We start from the raw sequence: 16,530 nt of genomic DNA on the forward strand, positions 1-16,530 counted from the left end.
GGCGCGCGCTTCGCCCGAGCCCACGAGCGCACCGCGTCCTTCTGCGAACACCATCCGTCCCGCGCTCCGTGCGCAGCCGAACCATGAATCAGTCCACCCGTCGAACCGTCGCTTCGGATCCGTCCGACCCGACCCTCGTCCTGCGCGCGCTCGAGTCGCGACTGGCCCGGCTCGAGACCGGTGCGCGACGCGCGCGCCTGTGCGCCGTCGGTTCGCTGGCCGCGCTCGCGGTCGTGACCCTGGGCGGCTTCGCGCCGTTCTTCGGCGCCGTGCAGGAGCCCGTCCCGCCCGCGGACGGGCTCGAGGACGAAGCCGAGACCGAGGGTGCCGAACCCGCACCCGCGTCGGAGCCGGCGGACGACGAGGAGCCCCTGGTCGCGCCGGAACCCGAACCCCTGCGCGAGCTCGTCCTGACCGACGAGGCCGGCCGTCGCCGCGTGTGGCTCGGGACGCGCAAGGGTGGATCGTGCGGCCTGGGTCTGTACGACGCCGTCGGCACCGCGCGCTCCGAACTGTTCCTCACCGCCGAGGGCGAGTCGCGCTTGATGCTGAGCGACCGCCGCGGACGTCCGCGCGCCTACGTCGGCGTGGGGGAGGAGGGCGCGCCGCTCGTGCGTCTCGCCGATCGCGAAGGGCGTCCCGTGCTCGAGGCGGGCATCGATCCGATGGGCGCGACGCGGGTGCGCGTCGTCGATCCGGCGACGGGACGGGTGGTGGAGCTGCACGTCCTCGAGGACGGCCGTCCTGGGCTGTTCCTCGGCGGACGCGAGGGGATCGAGCACGTCTCGCTGGGGCTGTCGACCACCGACGCGCCGGGCCTGCGGATGCGCGACGAACGGGGCCGCGTCGTCTTCGAGCGCCCCTGAGCTGGGAGGACTGGACGTGGGGCGGGAGGCGGGGCTCAACCGCCGTCCGCGATCGTCCGAGAGGCGAGCTGTGCGGATCGTGTGTCCGCCAGCCCACGAGCCCCATGAACCAGTCCGTCTCGACCGCCCCCGCCCCCGACCGATCCAGCGCCACGGGAGTCACCCGCTTCGAGCGCTACATGCAGATCCACGGCTCGATCGACGGCTGGTTCAGCCGCGAGTCCGCTGCCATCTGGGACAGTCTGCTCGAGTTCCAGGCTGCCGATGGCGTGCGCGGGAACATGCTCGAGATCGGCGTCTGGGAGGGCAAGTCGGCCGCCCTCACCGCCATGCACGCGCGTCCGGGCGAGACCGTTCACCTGGCCGATCTCGACCTGAAGATCGAGCCCATCCAACGTGCGCTCGGCGCGGCTCGGCCCGAGCCGGGAGTCGAGTTCACGACCATCGCCGGCGACTCGCGCGACCTGAACGTCAGCCCGCTCGTCGCCGAGGAGTTCGGTCGTCACCGCTTCATCCACATCGATGGCGAGCACACGGCGCGCGCGGTGACGAACGATCTCGCACTCGCGAACCAACTGCTCGCGCCCCAGGGCGTCGTCGTCGTCGACGACTTCTTCTCGTGGCTCTACCCGCAGATCACCGAGGCCGTCCTGCGCTACGTGCGCCAGTTCCCCGACGACTTCGCGCTGTTCCTGTGTGGCTACAACAAGGCCTACCTGGCGCGCCCGCACTACGTGCACCGCTACCTCGAGGCCTGCGCGACGCGACTTCCCGCCCAGCTCGAGGCGCGCGGTGTCGTGTCGACGATCGCGAAGACCACGTACCCGGCCGAGCTCAACACGTTCGGGATCGGACCGCGCTTCCAGGAGATGCCGTTGCGCGGTCCGGACTGGGACCCGAAGACGATTCGCGTCTGAGCGACGAGTCGGCCGCGCGTTCGGTGACACCGCGGCGGCGGTGCCACCACGGCCTTCACTCGGCGAGCGCGCGCGCCGCGGCTTCGGTCGCGGCGCGCGCGTCGCGTTCCAGGACCTTCGCGAGCGCGTCGAGGCACAGGTGGACGTGGCGCTCCGTGGCTCCCGCGCCCATGAGACCGATGCGCCAGGTGGTCCCCTTCATCGGCCCGAGCCCGCCGCCGAGTTCCAGGTCGAACTCGTTCAACAGGCGGCGGCGTAGCGCGGCTTCGTCGACGCCGTCCGGGACCGCGACGGTCGTCAGTTGGGGCAAGCGGCGCTCGGGGACGACGCGCGGCGCCAGATCGAGCGCCTCGAGCCCGGCCCACAGGCCGCGCGCCATCCGCGCGTGTCGTGCATAGCGCGCTTCGAGGCCTTCCTCGAGACACAGCCGCAGCGCTTCGTGCAGCCCGAAGAGCATGTTGATCGGCGCCGTGTGGTGGTAGGCACGCTCGCCGCCCCAGTAGGCTTCGATCAACGAGAGGTCGAGGTACCAGCTCTGCACCGGCGTCGTGCGCGCGGCCACCCGTTCGAGTGCCGCGTCCGAGAGGACCACGGGCGACAACCCCGGCGGGCAGGAGAGGCACTTCTGCGTGCCCGAGTAGAGCGCGTCGATGCCCTGTTCGGTGACTTCGACCGGGACGCCGCCGAGGCTCGTCACGGCGTCGACCACGAGCAGCGCCCCGAGGTCGTCGGCCAGTTCGCGCAGGCCTTCGAGCGGCTGCAGGACGCCGGTCGACGTCTCGGCGTGGACGCAGGCGACGATGCGGTAGGAGCGATCGGCCGCGAAGGCGCGCAGGTCGGCCACGTCGAAGCTCTCGCCCCACGGCACGTCGAAGGTGTCGACCTCGGCACCCGCGCGGCGCGCCACCTCGGCCATGCGCGTACCGAACACGCCGGCGCGCACGACGAGCGCCCGATCGCCGCGTTCGAGCAGGTTGACCAGGCAGGTCTCCATGCCCGCCGAGCCCGTGGCGGAGATGGCCGTCGCGCGGCCCGAGCGGGCGCCGGCGATCGTCTGCAGCATGCTGCGCACCTCGTCCATGACCCGCAGGAACTCGGGGTCGAGGTGGCCGATGGTCGGCAGGGCGAGGGCGGCCAGGACGGAGGGCGGGACGGGCGACGGACCGGGGCCCATCAGCACGCGCTGCTGGGCGACGAGGGGAGCGGGGACCTTCATCGCGGCAGTATCGCAGCCCGTCGCGACCGAGCGATGGGGGATCTCGCGACTCGCCCGGTGCAAAGCCGCCACGAGGGCCTGCTCTCGACCGTCGATCCGGCCTATCCTCCCGGCATGAGCGACTCGAAATGGATCGTCGAAGGCAGCGCCGCCAACTTCATGCAGGTGGCCATCGAAGCCTCGCACGCGGCCCCGGTCCTGGTGGACTTCTGGGCGACCTGGTGCGGACCGTGCAAGGCCCTGGGACCGATCCTCGAGAAGCTGGCGATCGAGTTCGACGGCGCGTTCACGCTGGTCAAGATCGACACCGACGTCGAGCAGCAGCTGGCCGCGAGTCTCGGGATCCAGTCGCTGCCCACGTGCAAGTTGGTGATCGGAGGACAGCTCGTGGACGAGTTCTCGGGCGCCCTGCCCGAGGCCGAACTGCGGCGCTTCCTCGCGCACCACGGCATCGGCGCGGGTCCCGTGGAGGACGTCGCGCTGACGTCGGCCAAGCGAGCGCTGGAACAGGGCGATCTCGACGGGGCGGAGCGCTGCCTGCGCGAAGGCGCCGCGCGCCTCGCGGGCGAGACCGGACCGAGTGCCGCCGAGAGCGCCGGCGACGTGGGCCTCATGCTGTCGGCCGTCGTCGCCGAACGGGGCGATACCGCGGGCGCGCTGGCGATCCTCGACGAGCTCGCGCCCTCCGTGCAGGAGTCGGAGCGCGGCCGCGCCCTGCGCGCCAAGCTCCACCTGGGAGCCGAGCGCGCGGACGACAGCGAACTCGCCGCCCTCGTCGCCGCGGTCGAGGCCGCGCCGGACGATCTGGCAGCGCGCGTCACGCTGGGACGAGCGCTCGCCGCCGCGGGGCGCCACGCGGAAGCGCTGCGCATGCTCATGGACACCATCCACGTCGACCGGACGTTCGGCGAGGGCTCAGCGCGCGTCGCGATGCTCGAGGTCTTCGACGCGCTGGGGGCCGACAGCGACCTGGTGCACGAGTACCGGCGCGAGCTGCAGACCGCGCTCTTCGTCTGACGGTCGAGTTCGCGAGCCACGCTCGGAACGCCACCCACCGCACGACTCCATCCACCCGCCGCGCCATGTGTTCCCACGATCCGTTCCGGTCCACCGACGTCGCCGTGCTCGAAGGGCCGCTCGGGATCCCCGTCTGGCGGCGCCGCGGTCAGCCGCGTGAGCTGCTCGATCTCGAGGCCGACTGCGAGTGGCTCGCAGCCTTCTACGACGCCGCGGCCGGGCTGCGCGACGTTCCGACCGACGAGCTCTTCGCCGTGCACGCAGGCGTCTCGGCCTGGTCCGCCGGGCAGCACCTGTTCCACGTCTGCCTCGCCAACGAGCTCGCGCTGCGCAACGTGCGACTGATCGCCGACGGCACCAGCAGCTTCGTCGTCGAGCGCCCCGAGGTCGGCCTGGTCGGCGCCCTGGTCCTGCCCGTCGGAGCGATGCCGCGCGGGCTGGGGACGCCGCCGCGCGCCGTCACGCCGCCGGCCCGCTCGAACCCTGCGATCGTCTGGGACACCTTCGATTCGAACCAGAGCGAGCTGCGCGCCGTGCGGGACGACCTGCCGCGCATCGCTCGCGCCCGCGGTGGCGTGCGGCACGCCGATCTGGGGGTGCTCGGGGCCGGCCACTGGATCCGCTTCGCGGGCATCCACGGCTGGCACCACCTCGCGATCGCCGAGGAGATCCTCGCGGCGGGCTGACGGCGGGTCGGCGGGCCATCAGCGCGGGCGCCAGGGCACTTCGGACGGTGGGGTTCCCAGGAGCGAGCAGGGGCCCGGGCCCAGGGGCGGGGGAGTCAACTCGGGGGCCTCGGCGGTCGATCGGACCCGTGGCGCCAGCTTTGCGCCGAGCCCCGACCAGAGCCCCTCCACGTGCGACCCTCCGACAACGCCACGAACCATCGCCCGCTCGGCGAGATCCTGATCGAGCAGGACGTCATCGACCAGGCCGGACTCGATCGAGCCCTGGCGCACCGCCGCGAGAAGGGCGTGAAGCTGGGCCAGGCACTGGTCGAACTCGAGCTCGCCTCCGAGGCCGAGATCTCCGCAGCTCTGCGCCGCCAGGGCAAGATCCAGTGGGTCAAGCTGACGCCCGGGATCGTGGACCTGTCGATCGCTCACGAGTTGGACGACGAACGCAGCCGCGAGTTCGGCGCGATCGCCTTCAACCGCATCGCCGGCATCACGACGGTGGCCCTCGAGGACCCCACCGAACTGCCGATCCTCGACGAGATCTCGCGCCTTCTGAAGACGCGGATCTTCGCGGTCCACGCCGAGCCCGACGACATCCGCCGCTGTCAGGAAGCGATCTTCGAGACCTCGGGCGAGGTCACCGAGATCCACGACATCGCCGACGAGGAGGATCTCGACGTCGACGAGGTCTCCGGTGAACAGGTCGTGCGCCTGGTCCAGAACACGATCGATCAAGCGTTCGCCAACGGCGCGAGCGACATCCACTTCGAGACGCACCGCGACGAACTCGTGATCCGCTTCCGCATCGACGGCGGACTGATCCACAAGCTGTCGGTCCCGCGTGCCTGGTCGCGCGGCGTCATCGCGCGGATCAAGGTGATGGCCAACATGGACATCGCCCAGCGCCGTCTGCCCCAGGACGGTCGCGCCCAGCTCGAACTGAGCGGCAACCGCGTCGACCTGCGCGTGGCGACGTCGCCCTGCATGTACGGCGAGGTCGCGGTCATCCGGATCCTCGACGGCGGTCGCAAGCTGCGAGGCATCGACAGCCTCGGATTCGGCGAGCGCGAGGTGAAGGACCTGCGCCGCATGATCAGCAACAAGGACGGCTTCGCGGTCGCGACCGGACCCACGGGATCGGGCAAGACGACCACGCTGTACGCGCTGCTGCAGGAACTGAACACACCCGACCGCAAGCTGATCACGCTCGAGGATCCGGTCGAGAACCACCTCGAGGGCGCCACGCAGATCAACGCCGACGCGCGCAGCGGCATGACGTTCGCGCGCGGTCTGCGGTCCATCCTGCGCCAGGACCCGGACGTGGTGCTGGTGGGGGAGATCCGAGATCAGGAGACAGCGCACATCGCGATCGAGGCCTCGATGACAGGTCACCTCGTGCTGTCCACGCTGCACACGCTGGGAACCGCCGAGACGATCCTGCGCCTCATGGACCTCGAGGTCGAACCGTTCGTCCTGGCCGACGCCATGCGCGGTGTCGTGGCCCAACGCCTGGTGCGCCGCGTGTGCGAGCAGTGCTCCGAGGAGATCCGGCCGAGCGACATCCACATGGACCTGCTCAAGCAGACCAAGCTGGTGACGTCGGACTTCACCTACAGCAGGGGGTCCGGCTGTGAGTACTGCTCCGGAACGGGCTATCGCGGCCGCGTGGCCCTCTACGAGGTCATGGTCGTCAACAAGGAGCTGGGCGACGTCATCCGACGCCAGGGACGCACCGACGAAGTGCGCGACGTCATGCGTGACGCGGGCGTGCTGACGCTCGCCGAGGACGCCGTCCGCAAGTGCAAACAGGGACTGACGACCGTCGAGGAGATCCTCCCGATCCTCATCCAGACGCTCTGAGCGAGCGCTCGCGACCCGACCCTCGACCATGAAGACCCTTCTGTTCGTCCACGACGTCCAAGCCAGCCCGACCCCCCGCGTCCAGTACCTGGAGATCGCGGGCTACAAGGTGATCGCGCTCGCCAGCGCGACGGAAGCCCTGCGCGCCATCAGTCAGAACCGGCCCGACATGGTCCTGACCGACGTTCTCGTCGAAGGCATGAACGGGTTCCAGCTCTGCGCCGAGGTGCGCAAGCACGCGGACGCGGCGCAGCTGCCCCTGGTGATCTTCTCGGGCATCTACCGCGGCCGCAGCTACCGCGAAGAGGCCTACAACGTCGGCGCCCAGGAGTTCCTCGCCTCGCCGGTGAACCTGGACGAGATGGTGACGACCGTCCAGCGCCTGTTCGTGCAGGACTCGGCCGAACGCCTGGCGGGCTGAGCCCGAGGCTCCGGGTCCCAACGGCCGGCAGGCGCCGGATTTGTGGACGCGGACCGCCGCGCGGGTGCGGATCGTCCACGCGTCCTCAAGACGCGCTCCGCCAGCGGTCGATCCAGGGCCTTGCCTCTTTCTCGGGGGGACGTCCGAGCGGACGCCGAGTGGGAGGACGCAGGACCGCGCACGGTCCGAACGTGACCGGGCCGCGCCCGGCCGGAGCGGGAAGGCTCCGACTACTGAGATGAGGAACCGGGGAAGGGCTCGTTCGCGAGCCGGATTCAGTCTGCTCGAGTTGATGTTCGCCATGTCCATCCTGACGGTGGGCGTGATGGCGGCATTCTCGAGCCAAGTGGGCTCCATGGAGCTCATGCGCTCCAGTCGTGAGACGCAGACGGCGAGCGCCGATCTGCGGGCGGCGATGGAGGATCTCTTGACGAGGACTCCCGAGTTCCTGGTGGAGCATCCACAGAGCCCGTACCTGCCCGATCAGTCGATCGCGGCCTTCGAGGATCTGCACCTGACGGGTCAGACGATCGTCACGCGCTATCCCAACTACACGGTCGGCGGTGTGGTGCCGCCGATCCTCCAGATCGCTCTCGAGTGCACCTGGGTCGACTTCGAGGGCCGCGAGCGCGACCTGCAACTCGTGACCGCACTGAGCCAATGAAGCGAACGAACGACGCACTGGCGCACAGCGGACCTGCGAACGCCGGGAACGTGCGCGCCGCGAACGACGCCGCGCTGCGCTGGCCCTTCGGCCGCCGCCGCTGCGGACCGCGGTCCGGATTCACGGTGCTGGAGCTCTCCATCAGCAGCCTCGTTCTCCTGCTCTTCACCGGCACGATCGTGGAGACGCTCGGATCGATGAGGTCCGGAGCTCTCAACGCACGGGTCGAGGATCGCGCCCAGGAGTACGCGCGTCGAGCCATCGACTCGATCGTCGACGACCTGTCCTACTCGGGTCTGATCTCCGCCGGCGGACGTTCGTACCCGCTGCTCTTCGACGACGGCGCGATCGATCCGGACTACGACACCTACGACCTCATCGCACACGACCCGGCGCTCGAGAACTCGAAGGCCGGTCGCGACGACTTCGGCGTGAACCGCGAGATCGTCATGCTGCACCCCGCCGACGTGGACGGGGACGGCGTGCCCGACATCGCCGACATCGTCGACGGCCAGCTCGTCTGGGACGATGCTCAGCCGATCTCCTACACCCTCGAAACGGATCTCTCGGGCGACAACGTCCTGATCCGTCGGCAGGGCAACACCTCGGAGCGCATCGTGGCGCGCGGGGTCGAACGAGTCCGATTCCTGAACTCACAGGACACCGGATTCCAGATCCCCCTCGATGCCGTACGCGTCGAACTGCACCTGATGCTGTTCGACGACAACGGGCACGCCTACAGGTACCGCGCGGAAACAACCGTGCGCATGCGCAACGGAGCGTCCACATGATCGTTCGAAAACATCTCTCGACCTGGCCGCCTGATTCGAACCGCGAACGGGCCGGTCTCGCCATGGCTTCGGCCGTGATCACGATGTTCACCACGGGCGCACTGGTCGCCGTCAGCGTCGTGCTGGCGTCGTCCCAGGACCGCGCCAGCCAGACGGCTCGCTACGAGACCGAAGCCGAGTACCTGGCGCGTGGCATCCTGCAGTCCGCCAAGCGCGAGGTGCAGACCAAGCTCGCCAACTGGGAGTGGGACGACTTCTTCCCGGCCGGAAAGCACATCGAGTACACGACCGAGATCGACGGCGTCGACCACACCTACTGGGTGAAGTCGATCGACCTGGTCGAGATCGTGCCGAGCTGGGACGCGACCGGAACGCTGACGTACTACCTGCCGCTCGAGATCACCGCCCAGGCGACGATCGGCGACAGCGTCTCGGTGCGCAGCATGTTGGTCGCGGCGGCGGCGACGCCCGTCTTCCAGTTCGCGGTCTTCTACACGGACGACCTCGAGATCAGCAACGGTCCGAACATGGAGATCGGTGGTCGCGTGCACAGCAACGGGGACATCTACATGAGCCCCAACGGTAGCACGCTGACGATGAACACGAACTACCTGCGTGCGAACGGCGACGTGTATCGCGGGCGCAAGACGAACCTGGCGGCCTCGAACGGCACGGTGGAGATCCGCCGCTACGTCGAGAACCCGTTCGATCCGTCCGAGCCCGAGACCTACGTCGACATGGCCACGAAGGGCGAGTTGACCGCGATCGGCATCACCAACACGAGTGGCTACGACAGCAACTTCACGACCGGTCACGACGCCAACGGCGACGGGGACTTCGACGATGTCGGAGACTTCCTGCCGTTCCTCGCGGGTGCCCTGGACAACTGGGGCTCGCCGTCGGGCTACACCGGGACGACGGGCTACACCGTTCTGACGGGCGAGCACGGCATCGGTGAGGCCATCACGCCGGAGATCGAGTCCATCAGCGCCTACGAAGAGGCGACCGGAGGCGACTACGAGATCGACAGCGGCACGGGCCTGATCGTTCCGGCGGCCGGTGGCCCCGGTACGGGCACGCACGGCCCTGGCTTCTTCCACGAGTCCGCGGGCCTGACGATCATGGTCCAGCCCGACGATTCCTGGAAGGCCTACGACTACGCGGGGAACGACATCACGACGGCGATCGCGGCCACGGGCGCCGTCTCGACCGACATGATCTACGACGCGCGTCAGGACATCGGTGACACCGGCGCCGAGGTTCAGGTGGCGGTCGTGGACGTGGACCTGCTGAACAGCTCGGGCTACTTCCCCTACAACGGTCTTTTGTACGCAGCGGACCTGGACGCCGACGGCGGTGTGAAGTGTGGGGGACTGCTGCTCAAGAACGGCAGCGAACTCGCCGGTCCTCTGACCGCGGTCTCGCAAGGCGCGGTGTACGTCCAGGGCGACTACAACACGGTGGCCAAGAAGGGCGCATCCGTGGTCGGCGATGCCGTCAACCTGCTCTCGAACGCCTGGGACAACTCGAAGACGAAGGGCAACCTGCCTTCCGCCGACGACACGACCTGGAACATGGGGATCATCACGGGCAACCAGGAGAGCGACAAGGCGACGAACACCTACAACGGTGGACTCGAGAACCTGCCGCGCTTCCACGAGAAGTGGAGCAACAAGACGGCCGAGATCACGGGGTCGCTGGTCTGTCCGTGGCAGAGCGTGCTGTGCGACGGCGAGTGGATCTACGGCGACGATCGCTACCAGGCGCCGAAGCGCGTCTGGAACTACGACACCGCTTTCAACAACTTCGCGAACCTCCCGCCCTTCTCGCCCTTCGCGGTGGTCGGACTCGAGGTCGCGGACTGGGCGGGACGCCTGCCAGGCAGCAACTGACCAGAGCCGCCGGCCCACGGGTGCTCGATCGCACGAGCGCACCGTGATCCGGGGGCGTGGTCCCACCGGCGCCCTCGGGCGTCGCCCGCGCGAGGGGCACCGATCCACGGGCCGTGGATCGGTGCCCCTCGCTCGTGCATCCAGGTCCCGCAGCGGAGGCCCGCGACGGGTGCTTCGAACGCATTCCACGGGGCGAGCGCCTACCGCGGTCGCGCAGAGGCACACGGCCACCGTGGCGATGTCACTGCGTCGGCGTCTCCGCCGCCGAGTCGCGCCGCCGATCGCGTCGCGAGCGTGCTCGTGCGAGCGCGCCACGCGTCGAGCGCTCTTGGGGATCAGTGGCGGAAGCGCTCGAGGGCGGTCTCGAGCTCCGCGAGCAGCCGTTCCCGCGTCGCGCGGTCGATGCCCTTGATCTGCAGCCGGCGCGTCAGCCGGGTCACGGCGGTGACCGCGTCGTGGGCGGTCCCCAGGGATCCCTTGCTCGCAGCGGTGCTCGCCTGCGGCGCCCGCCCTGCGGCGCGGTCCTCGAGTCCCTGGGAGTCGAACGTCGGCCGCTGGTCCGCGGCGTCGGACGACGGCAGAAGCCCCTGAGCGGCTTCGACGTCGAGGTCGAGTACGGCGCGCTGTTCGGCGCGATCCCGTGCGGACCCCTCGGCGTCCGCGCCGGCCCCTTCGAGCACCTCGACAGCGGCGAGCGGCTCGGGCTCGAGGGCCTCGGCGTCGTTCGTGTCGTCGTTCGTGTCGACGTCCTGCGCCGCGCTGGAAGCGGGATCCGTGCTGGCCACGGGCGGCTCCGCGACGTCCGCGGCCAGCGGGTCGTCGCTCGACGGGATGGCCCCATCGGCGTCGAGTTCCGCTCGCACGTCGTCGGCCTGTGCCGAGTCCAGAGCGGTGGGCGTGGCTTCGGTATCGAGCGCCTGCTCGAGCGCTGCGGAGGCGTCCTTCGGGGCAGTGCTGTCCGTGGCGGTGGCGACCGGTGCGGGCCCGATCGGGTGGTCCGACTCGCCCCTTGTCGACCCGTCGAGCGCGACGTCGTCGGTCGGATCCTCCTGGGCCACGTCCGAGACGGTGTCCATCTCGGTGAGAGGCTGGTCGGACGCGACGAGGACGTCGCTGGTGGTCTCGGCCCCGTCGCCGGCGTCCGGCTCGAGAGCGTCGTCCAGCGGGATCGACTCGATCGACTCGATCGCCTCGATCGCCTCGATCGACTCGATCGACTCGATCGCCTCGATCGCCTCGATCGCCTCGATCGCCTCGATCGCCTCGATCGCCTCGATCGCCTCGATCGCCTCGATCGCCTCGATCGCCTCGATCGCCTCGATCGCCTCGATCGTCTCGATCGTCTCGATCGTCTCGATCGCCTCGATCGTCTCGCTCGTCTCGATCGCCTCGATCGTCTCGCTCGTCTCGATCGTCTCGATCGTCTCGATCGCCTCGATCGCCTCGATCGCTTCGTGCGTTTCGACTGCAGCGACCGACTCGGACTCGGTCGTCTCGAACTCGTCCAGCGCGTCCGAGTCCTGCGCGTCGAACGCGGGCGTCTCGCCCGACGCGTCCTGCTCCAGGAGGCTCGCGACGAGCGCATCGACGTCCCCGTCCTCGTCGAAGGGCGCGAGCGGTTCGTCGCCGTCGACCCCGTCCACTTCGGCGAGCAGGACGTCCGCGTCCTCCGGCTCGTCGAACAGCGCCGCACCCGACACCTCAGGTTCTTCGAAGTCGGTGTCGAAGTCGGTGTCGAAGTCGGTGTCGAAGTCGGTGTCGCCCGCTCCGTCGACCTTCTTCGTCCGGGACGGCGAGGTCGGACGGGACAAGGCGTCGAGGGCCTCGACGAGGCGCTCCTCGGGCCAGGGGGTGCTGCGCTCGAGGCCGGCGATGCGCTCGTCGATGCGCGCCAGGAGCTCCCCGATCGACGGAGCCTCGCTCAGTTCCGCGTCCTCGAGCAGCTCTGGTGCCGCGCCTTCGGCCACTTCGGCGAGATCGTCGTCGCCCTCGGCTTCGAGCAGGTCGCCTGCGGGGCCGGGGGCGCCCCCGTCCCCGGACGCACCGAGTGGCAGGGCGCCGATCAGTGCGCCCAGCCGTTCCTCCACGTCGCCGAGCAGCTCGAGCACGGCCTGGTCGAGGTCGGCCTCACGACGGCGGCGCTCGATCCGTGCGGTGACGAGGGCACCGAACGCACCGCCGAGGGCCAGGGTGGCCAGGGTGAGTGTCCCGAGGAGGATGGGGGTCATTGGGGAGTGACAGGGGAGGGGCGAACCGTGTCATCGGCACCCGCGGCGGGGGGATGAGCCAAATCTGGCGGGGAGTTCCGGTCTCCCGTGCGCTCGCCCGGTCCGAGCCCGAACGCTCGGTCCCGCTCGCGTTTTCTTCGGCTTTGGCTCAGTCGCGGGGGCTCGGCGCATCGACGAAGGGGCGTCGGGAAGCGCTCTCCAACCAATCGCTCCCCGGCTCCCCACATGACCGAACGACACGAACTCGAGATGAGCAGCGTGGAGGCGCAGCTCTGCGTCCTGTACGCGGAGAAGCAGCGCCTCGAAGAAGAGCTCGGCTCGTCCAGTACGGACGACATCCTCAGCTTGATCGACGATCTGAACGCTCGGATCGCCGACCTCGAGGTGGCCAACGACGACTTGCCCGGACTGGACGAGACGGATGACCTGCGCATCCAGCTCGCCCAGCTCGTCGCCGAACGGGAGGCTTTCCTCCTGTCCGTCGACGCGGGCTCGCTCGAAGAGGCCAAGGACGTGCTCCGAAACTTCCGCTCCAACAACCACCGACCCCACGATCCCATGCAAGACCAAGACTTCGAAGTCGAGAACGCCATCGACGACGCCATCGACATGGCCAACGACGTTTCCTCGAACGTGACCTCGTCCGAGACCGTCCAGGACGCCTTCACCGTCGCCAACGACCTGCGCACGATGGCCGAGCAGCTCGGCGACGTGTTCACCAACTCGAAGGTGACGTTCACCGGTCGCCTCCACGGCGGTCAGTGGAAGCTCGAGTGCAACAACGGCTGATCGAGCCCGCTCGTACCCGACCGAAGCCATGAGCTCCATCTACGAAACGCTCCACGAGCACGCCGCTCGCATGGCCGAGCGCGAGGAGCTGCGGATCTCACCCGCGCTCGGTCTACTGGCGGACATGAGCGACGCCGAACTCGACGAACTCGAGTTCGGCGTCGTCAAGATCGACGACCACGGTTTCGTCGAGAGCTACAACCGCTACGAGTCGCGTCTGACCGGCCTGGCGAGCGAGGACGCGATCGGCAGGCACTTCTTCCGCGACATCGCGCCGTGCACGAACAACGCACTCTTCCGCGGCCTGTTCGAGCGCGGTCTCGCCGAGAATCGGCTCAACCACCTGTTCCCGTACACGTTCACCTATCGGATGCAGCCGACGAACGTGAAGGTGCACCTGTTCCGCGACAGCGTCACCTGTACCAACTGGGTGCTCATCTCCCGCGTCTGAGCGGGTTCCGCGCGTGTCCGATCAGGATTCGATCCGCGGCGGTGCCTCGGGCACCGACGCGGCGACGCTCGCCGTGCTGCGCGAGGCGGTCGTCGACGGTCTGCGCGGTCGGGGCGAGCCGCTCTTCCTGTGCGACGAGGGGGCGCTCCCAGCAGCCGCGCTCTACGCCGCGGTCCACTGCCACAGGCGCGGCTGGTCCGCGAGCGCGTCCGGCGGCGATCTCCGAGGCCACGCGATGGCGGAACTCGTCCACGTCCTCGCGGAGCTGTGGGAGGGGCGCTCGGTCCGCGCGACGGACGGATGCGGCTGGCTCCCCGAGGGCGAGGCCACGCCCGAGGACGTCGTCCGTGCGCTGGCCGCAGTGCGAGCCCAGCCGCGCGACCTCCGTGTCGAGGAGCTCTGGGCGCTCGACCTCGCCACTGCTCTGGCGCTGACGCTGCGAGGGGCGCGGACGATCGACGGCGCCCGTGCGGTGGAGCGCTGGGGCGGACTCGTGAGATAGAATCGAGGGCCTGCGGGGGGTCGACTCCTGCTCGTTCTCCTCGGACCCGTCCGTTCCTTCGACCCGAACAAGGTCCGCGTCCATCGTTCCGGGCCGCTCGCGCCTCGCCTCTCCGTGACTCCCAAGAACCACGCGTGCCGTGCGCTGAAGTTCCGTGGCCAGCCCGCCGCGACCGAGCGCTTGGGCGGTCCGGTGCTCCTGGCGCTGATCGCCACGGAGGAGGAGTTCGACTGGAGCGCTCCGTTCTCGCGCGCCCAGACGTCGACGCGCGCGATCGACGACCTGCACCTCATCCACGACGTCCTGCGCGAGTACGGCGTCGTGCCGACCTACGCCCTGGACTACCCGGTCGCGGAGCAGCGCGGCGACGCGTTCCGTCCGTGGATCGAGGAGGGGTCGGCCGAGGTCGGCGCGCACCTGCACCCGTGGGTCAATCCGCCGCACGACGAGTCGGTCGGTGATCGCAACTCGTTCCCAGGGAACCTGGACCCCGAGCTCGAGTTCCGAAAGCTGGCGGCGCTGGTCGAGAAGATCGAAGCCACGACCGGGATGCGACCGCTGGTCTACCAGGCCGGTCGCTTCGGCGTCGCGGCGCACACCTTCGGGCATCTCGAGCGTCTGGGCTTCAAGATCGACGCGAGCGCCGCGCCGCCGTTCAACTACTGGAGCGAGGGCGGACCGGACTTCGCCGGCGTGGGGGCCGCTCCCTTCTGGATCGAGGGCACCGAGCGGCTGCTCGAGGTGCCCGTGACCGGGGCGTACCTGGGTGGACTGCGCCGCGGCGGTCCTTCGCTCTACCCGCTCGTGCGCCGCCGCACGCTCGAACGCCTGAAGGTCGGTGCCGTGTTCTCGCGCCTCCACCTGCTCGAGCGCTCGCGGCTGTCGCCGGAGGGCCACGAACTGTCCGACATGGTTCGACTGACGCGCGCCCTGCACGGTCGCGGACAGCGGACGTTCACGTTCTACTTCCACTCGCCGACCGTCACCGCCGGCTGCACCGAGTACGCGCGGACCGTGGCCGAGCGCGACGCCTTCCTGGATCGCTCGCGGCGCTACCTGGACTTCTTCTTCGGCGAACTTCGTGGACGCGCCCTGTCCTACTCGGGCCTCTACGACGAGCTGGCGCCGCGGTAGCGATCGACGGCGTTCTTGGCCGCGAACACGAGGCGCGCGAGTGGGCGACCCGGGAGGGGGCTCGACAGCGTGCGGCACTCCACCTCGAGTGCTCCCCAGTCGGCCTTGTGGCGCGTGAAGCCTTCCATGAAGTCGTAGCGACGCACGCCGCGCTCGAGCAGCGCGCGGATCATCAGGGCGCGCAGCTGTGAACCCGGGCGCTCGGACTCGAGTTCTGGGTCGTAGCCCTCCTGGACCTGGTAGTAGGTCGCCGCGCGAACGAGCCCGTACTGCACCGCGATCGTGCGTCCGTCGCGGCGCAGCCGAGCGAGAGCCAAGGTTCCGGCGGCCGCCTCGCGTGGAAGGAGGTCGCGGTACCAGGCGCGTCGGCGCTCGTCCGCGAACGAACCGGCGTGGCCCGCGCGCTCCCAGCGCTGTGCGTGCAGGTCCCACAGCTCGGCGAGCCAGGGTTCGAGCGCGTCGGTGGGGGCGTACCACTGAAGCTCGCCCTCCTCGCCGCGCCGCAGCGCCTGGCGTGCCTTGCTGCGCATGCGCTTCTTCAGGCTGCCCACGTAGTCGTCGAACGTCCCCGCGAGATCCATGGCGCCGGCGAGCTCGCGCGTCTCTCGCACAGGGAGGCCGCGCCGCTCGAACTCCGTTCGCAGCGCGGCCAGGAAGGTGGAATCCGCCCGCACCATCGAGAGCAGGAGGACCGAGCAGCGCCGCTCCGTCGCGAGGGCGTCCAGGAGAGCCGTCGCCACCGACGCTTCCTGGCCGGGGACGCAGAGCACGTCCTGGTAGTCGGTGTCGTAGCTGCCGTCGGCCAGGAACTGGAGCCTGCGGGCGGCGAAGGCACTGCGCTTCGGCTCGCGTTTGAACGTGGCGAGTCCGACCAACTCGTCACTGCTCATGAACGCCAGCGCGAACACCTCGCCCCGTGGACAGAAGGCGCGCGCGTGACTCAGGACCCACGCAGGTCCGTTGCACAAGGGGTCGAGCCCCGAGCGTTCGAGGAGCGCGGTCCACTCCGGCGTCAGCTGCTCGAGTGCGTCGAGTCCGACGACGCGTTCGACGCGCAGGCCAGTGGTGCGGTTCACGGTCGAGTTCGGCGCCGGCAACGTGTGGA

16 protein-coding genes are annotated in these 16,530 nt (G+C 69.6%); 13 read left to right on the forward strand and 3 right to left on the reverse strand.

The annotated features are described in order from the left end of the window. Positions 1 to 83: 83 nt before the first annotated feature. Positions 84 to 866 (forward strand): hypothetical protein, encoded by a 783-nt coding sequence (locus tag Pla163_RS07710; protein ID WP_145186063.1) that lies wholly within the window; start codon positions 84 to 86, stop codon positions 864 to 866. Between the two features lie 104 nt (positions 867 to 970). After that, entirely contained in the window at positions 971 to 1,783 is an 813-nt protein-coding gene (locus Pla163_RS07715; protein WP_145186066.1) for a class I SAM-dependent methyltransferase, read from the forward strand. A gap of 55 nt (positions 1,784 to 1,838) precedes the next feature. On the opposite strand, the gene Pla163_RS07720 is transcribed toward Pla163_RS07715, so the two are convergent. Next, positions 1,839 to 2,999 carry a pyridoxal-phosphate-dependent aminotransferase family protein gene (locus Pla163_RS07720; protein WP_145186069.1) on the reverse strand — a complete coding sequence of 387 codons (1,161 nt, stop codon included), beginning with the start codon at positions 2,997 to 2,999 and terminating at the stop codon, positions 1,839 to 1,841. A 114-nt stretch (positions 3,000 to 3,113) separates the two neighbouring features. On the opposite strand from Pla163_RS07720, the gene Pla163_RS07725 reads away from it, so the two are divergent. From Pla163_RS07725 to Pla163_RS07755, 7 genes are all read left to right on the forward strand, one after another. Continuing rightward, a complete protein-coding gene (locus tag Pla163_RS07725) occupies positions 3,114 to 4,016 on the forward strand; it encodes a tetratricopeptide repeat protein (RefSeq protein ID WP_419186435.1) in 903 nt (300 codons plus the stop codon). Between the two features lie 65 nt (positions 4,017 to 4,081). Then, on the forward strand, positions 4,082 to 4,702 hold the full coding sequence (locus Pla163_RS07730) for a DinB family protein (protein WP_145186075.1): 621 nt from the start codon (positions 4,082 to 4,084) through the stop codon (positions 4,700 to 4,702). 171 nt (positions 4,703 to 4,873) lie between these two features. Then, positions 4,874 to 6,553, forward strand: a complete 1,680-nt coding sequence (locus tag Pla163_RS07735; protein ID WP_145186078.1) for a GspE/PulE family protein — start codon at positions 4,874 to 4,876, stop codon at positions 6,551 to 6,553. A gap of 28 nt (positions 6,554 to 6,581) precedes the next feature. Further along, complete coding sequence (locus tag Pla163_RS07740; protein ID WP_145186081.1) at positions 6,582 to 6,974, forward strand: response regulator; 393 nt, start codon at positions 6,582 to 6,584, stop codon at positions 6,972 to 6,974. A gap of 238 nt (positions 6,975 to 7,212) precedes the next feature. Next, positions 7,213 to 7,638: a type IV pilus modification PilV family protein gene (locus Pla163_RS07745; RefSeq protein ID WP_145186084.1), complete on the forward strand. Its 426-nt coding sequence runs from the start codon at positions 7,213 to 7,215 to the stop codon at positions 7,636 to 7,638. Continuing rightward, the gene (locus tag Pla163_RS07750) at positions 7,635 to 8,429 is read left to right on the forward strand and encodes a hypothetical protein (RefSeq protein WP_145186087.1); all 795 of its coding nucleotides are present in this window, start codon (positions 7,635 to 7,637) and stop codon (positions 8,427 to 8,429) included. Before Pla163_RS07745 ends, Pla163_RS07750 begins: the two co-directional genes overlap by 4 nt. Next, on the forward strand, positions 8,426 to 10,321 hold the full coding sequence (locus Pla163_RS07755) for a hypothetical protein (RefSeq protein ID WP_145186090.1): 1,896 nt from the start codon (positions 8,426 to 8,428) through the stop codon (positions 10,319 to 10,321). Before Pla163_RS07750 ends, Pla163_RS07755 begins: the two co-directional genes overlap by 4 nt. 335 nt (positions 10,322 to 10,656) lie before the next feature. Here Pla163_RS07755 and Pla163_RS18915 read toward each other — a convergent pair whose 3' ends face one another. Next, positions 10,657 to 12,549, reverse strand: a complete 1,893-nt coding sequence (locus Pla163_RS18915) for a hypothetical protein (RefSeq protein WP_419186436.1) — start codon at positions 12,547 to 12,549, stop codon at positions 10,657 to 10,659. A gap of 225 nt (positions 12,550 to 12,774) precedes the next feature. Between Pla163_RS18915 and Pla163_RS07765 the strand changes: the two genes are divergently transcribed. From Pla163_RS07765 to Pla163_RS07780, 4 genes are all read left to right on the forward strand, one after another. Continuing rightward, positions 12,775 to 13,338, forward strand: coding sequence for a hypothetical protein (locus Pla163_RS07765; protein WP_145186093.1), 564 nt, complete (start codon positions 12,775 to 12,777; stop codon positions 13,336 to 13,338). Positions 13,339 to 13,366: 28 nt separating this feature from the next. Continuing rightward, a complete protein-coding gene (locus Pla163_RS07770) occupies positions 13,367 to 13,789 on the forward strand; it encodes a PAS domain-containing protein (RefSeq protein WP_145186096.1) in 423 nt (140 codons plus the stop codon). Positions 13,790 to 13,802: 13 nt separating this feature from the next. Then, entirely contained in the window at positions 13,803 to 14,291 is a 489-nt protein-coding gene (locus tag Pla163_RS07775) for a hypothetical protein (RefSeq protein ID WP_145186099.1), read from the forward strand. A gap of 114 nt (positions 14,292 to 14,405) precedes the next feature. Continuing rightward, positions 14,406 to 15,425 carry a polysaccharide deacetylase family protein gene (locus tag Pla163_RS07780; protein ID WP_145186102.1) on the forward strand — a complete coding sequence of 340 codons (1,020 nt, stop codon included), beginning with the start codon at positions 14,406 to 14,408 and terminating at the stop codon, positions 15,423 to 15,425. Here the strand turns inward: Pla163_RS07780 and Pla163_RS07785 are convergent. Continuing rightward, on the reverse strand, positions 15,401 to 16,501 hold the full coding sequence (locus Pla163_RS07785) for a GNAT family N-acetyltransferase (protein ID WP_145186105.1): 1,101 nt from the start codon (positions 16,499 to 16,501) through the stop codon (positions 15,401 to 15,403). The two genes, Pla163_RS07780 and Pla163_RS07785, sit on opposite strands and share 25 nt — an antisense overlap. Positions 16,502 to 16,530: the final 29 nt, after the last annotated feature.

It is taken from the genome of Rohdeia mirabilis (genome assembly GCA_007750655.1).
In the GTDB taxonomy this organism is placed as follows: domain Bacteria; phylum Planctomycetota; class UBA1135; order UBA1135.

Coding starts and splice junctions, on each gene's coding strand:
- Pla163_RS07710 (WP_145186063.1), top strand. CDS start 84: ATGAATCAGTCCACCCGTCGAACCGTCGCTTCGGATCCGTCCGACCCG.
- Pla163_RS07715 (WP_145186066.1), top strand. CDS start 971: ATGAACCAGTCCGTCTCGACCGCCCCCGCCCCCGACCGATCCAGCGCC.
- Pla163_RS07720 (WP_145186069.1), bottom strand. CDS start 2,999: ATGAAGGTCCCCGCTCCCCTCGTCGCCCAGCAGCGCGTGCTGATGGGC.
- Pla163_RS07725 (WP_419186435.1), top strand. CDS start 3,114: ATGAGCGACTCGAAATGGATCGTCGAAGGCAGCGCCGCCAACTTCATG.
- Pla163_RS07730 (WP_145186075.1), top strand. CDS start 4,082: ATGTGTTCCCACGATCCGTTCCGGTCCACCGACGTCGCCGTGCTCGAA.
- Pla163_RS07740 (WP_145186081.1), top strand. CDS start 6,582: ATGAAGACCCTTCTGTTCGTCCACGACGTCCAAGCCAGCCCGACCCCC.
- Pla163_RS07745 (WP_145186084.1), top strand. CDS start 7,213: ATGAGGAACCGGGGAAGGGCTCGTTCGCGAGCCGGATTCAGTCTGCTC.
- Pla163_RS07750 (WP_145186087.1), top strand. CDS start 7,635: ATGAAGCGAACGAACGACGCACTGGCGCACAGCGGACCTGCGAACGCC.
- Pla163_RS07755 (WP_145186090.1), top strand. CDS start 8,426: ATGATCGTTCGAAAACATCTCTCGACCTGGCCGCCTGATTCGAACCGC.
- Pla163_RS18915 (WP_419186436.1), bottom strand. CDS start 12,549: ATGACCCCCATCCTCCTCGGGACACTCACCCTGGCCACCCTGGCCCTC.
- Pla163_RS07765 (WP_145186093.1), top strand. CDS start 12,775: ATGACCGAACGACACGAACTCGAGATGAGCAGCGTGGAGGCGCAGCTC.
- Pla163_RS07770 (WP_145186096.1), top strand. CDS start 13,367: ATGAGCTCCATCTACGAAACGCTCCACGAGCACGCCGCTCGCATGGCC.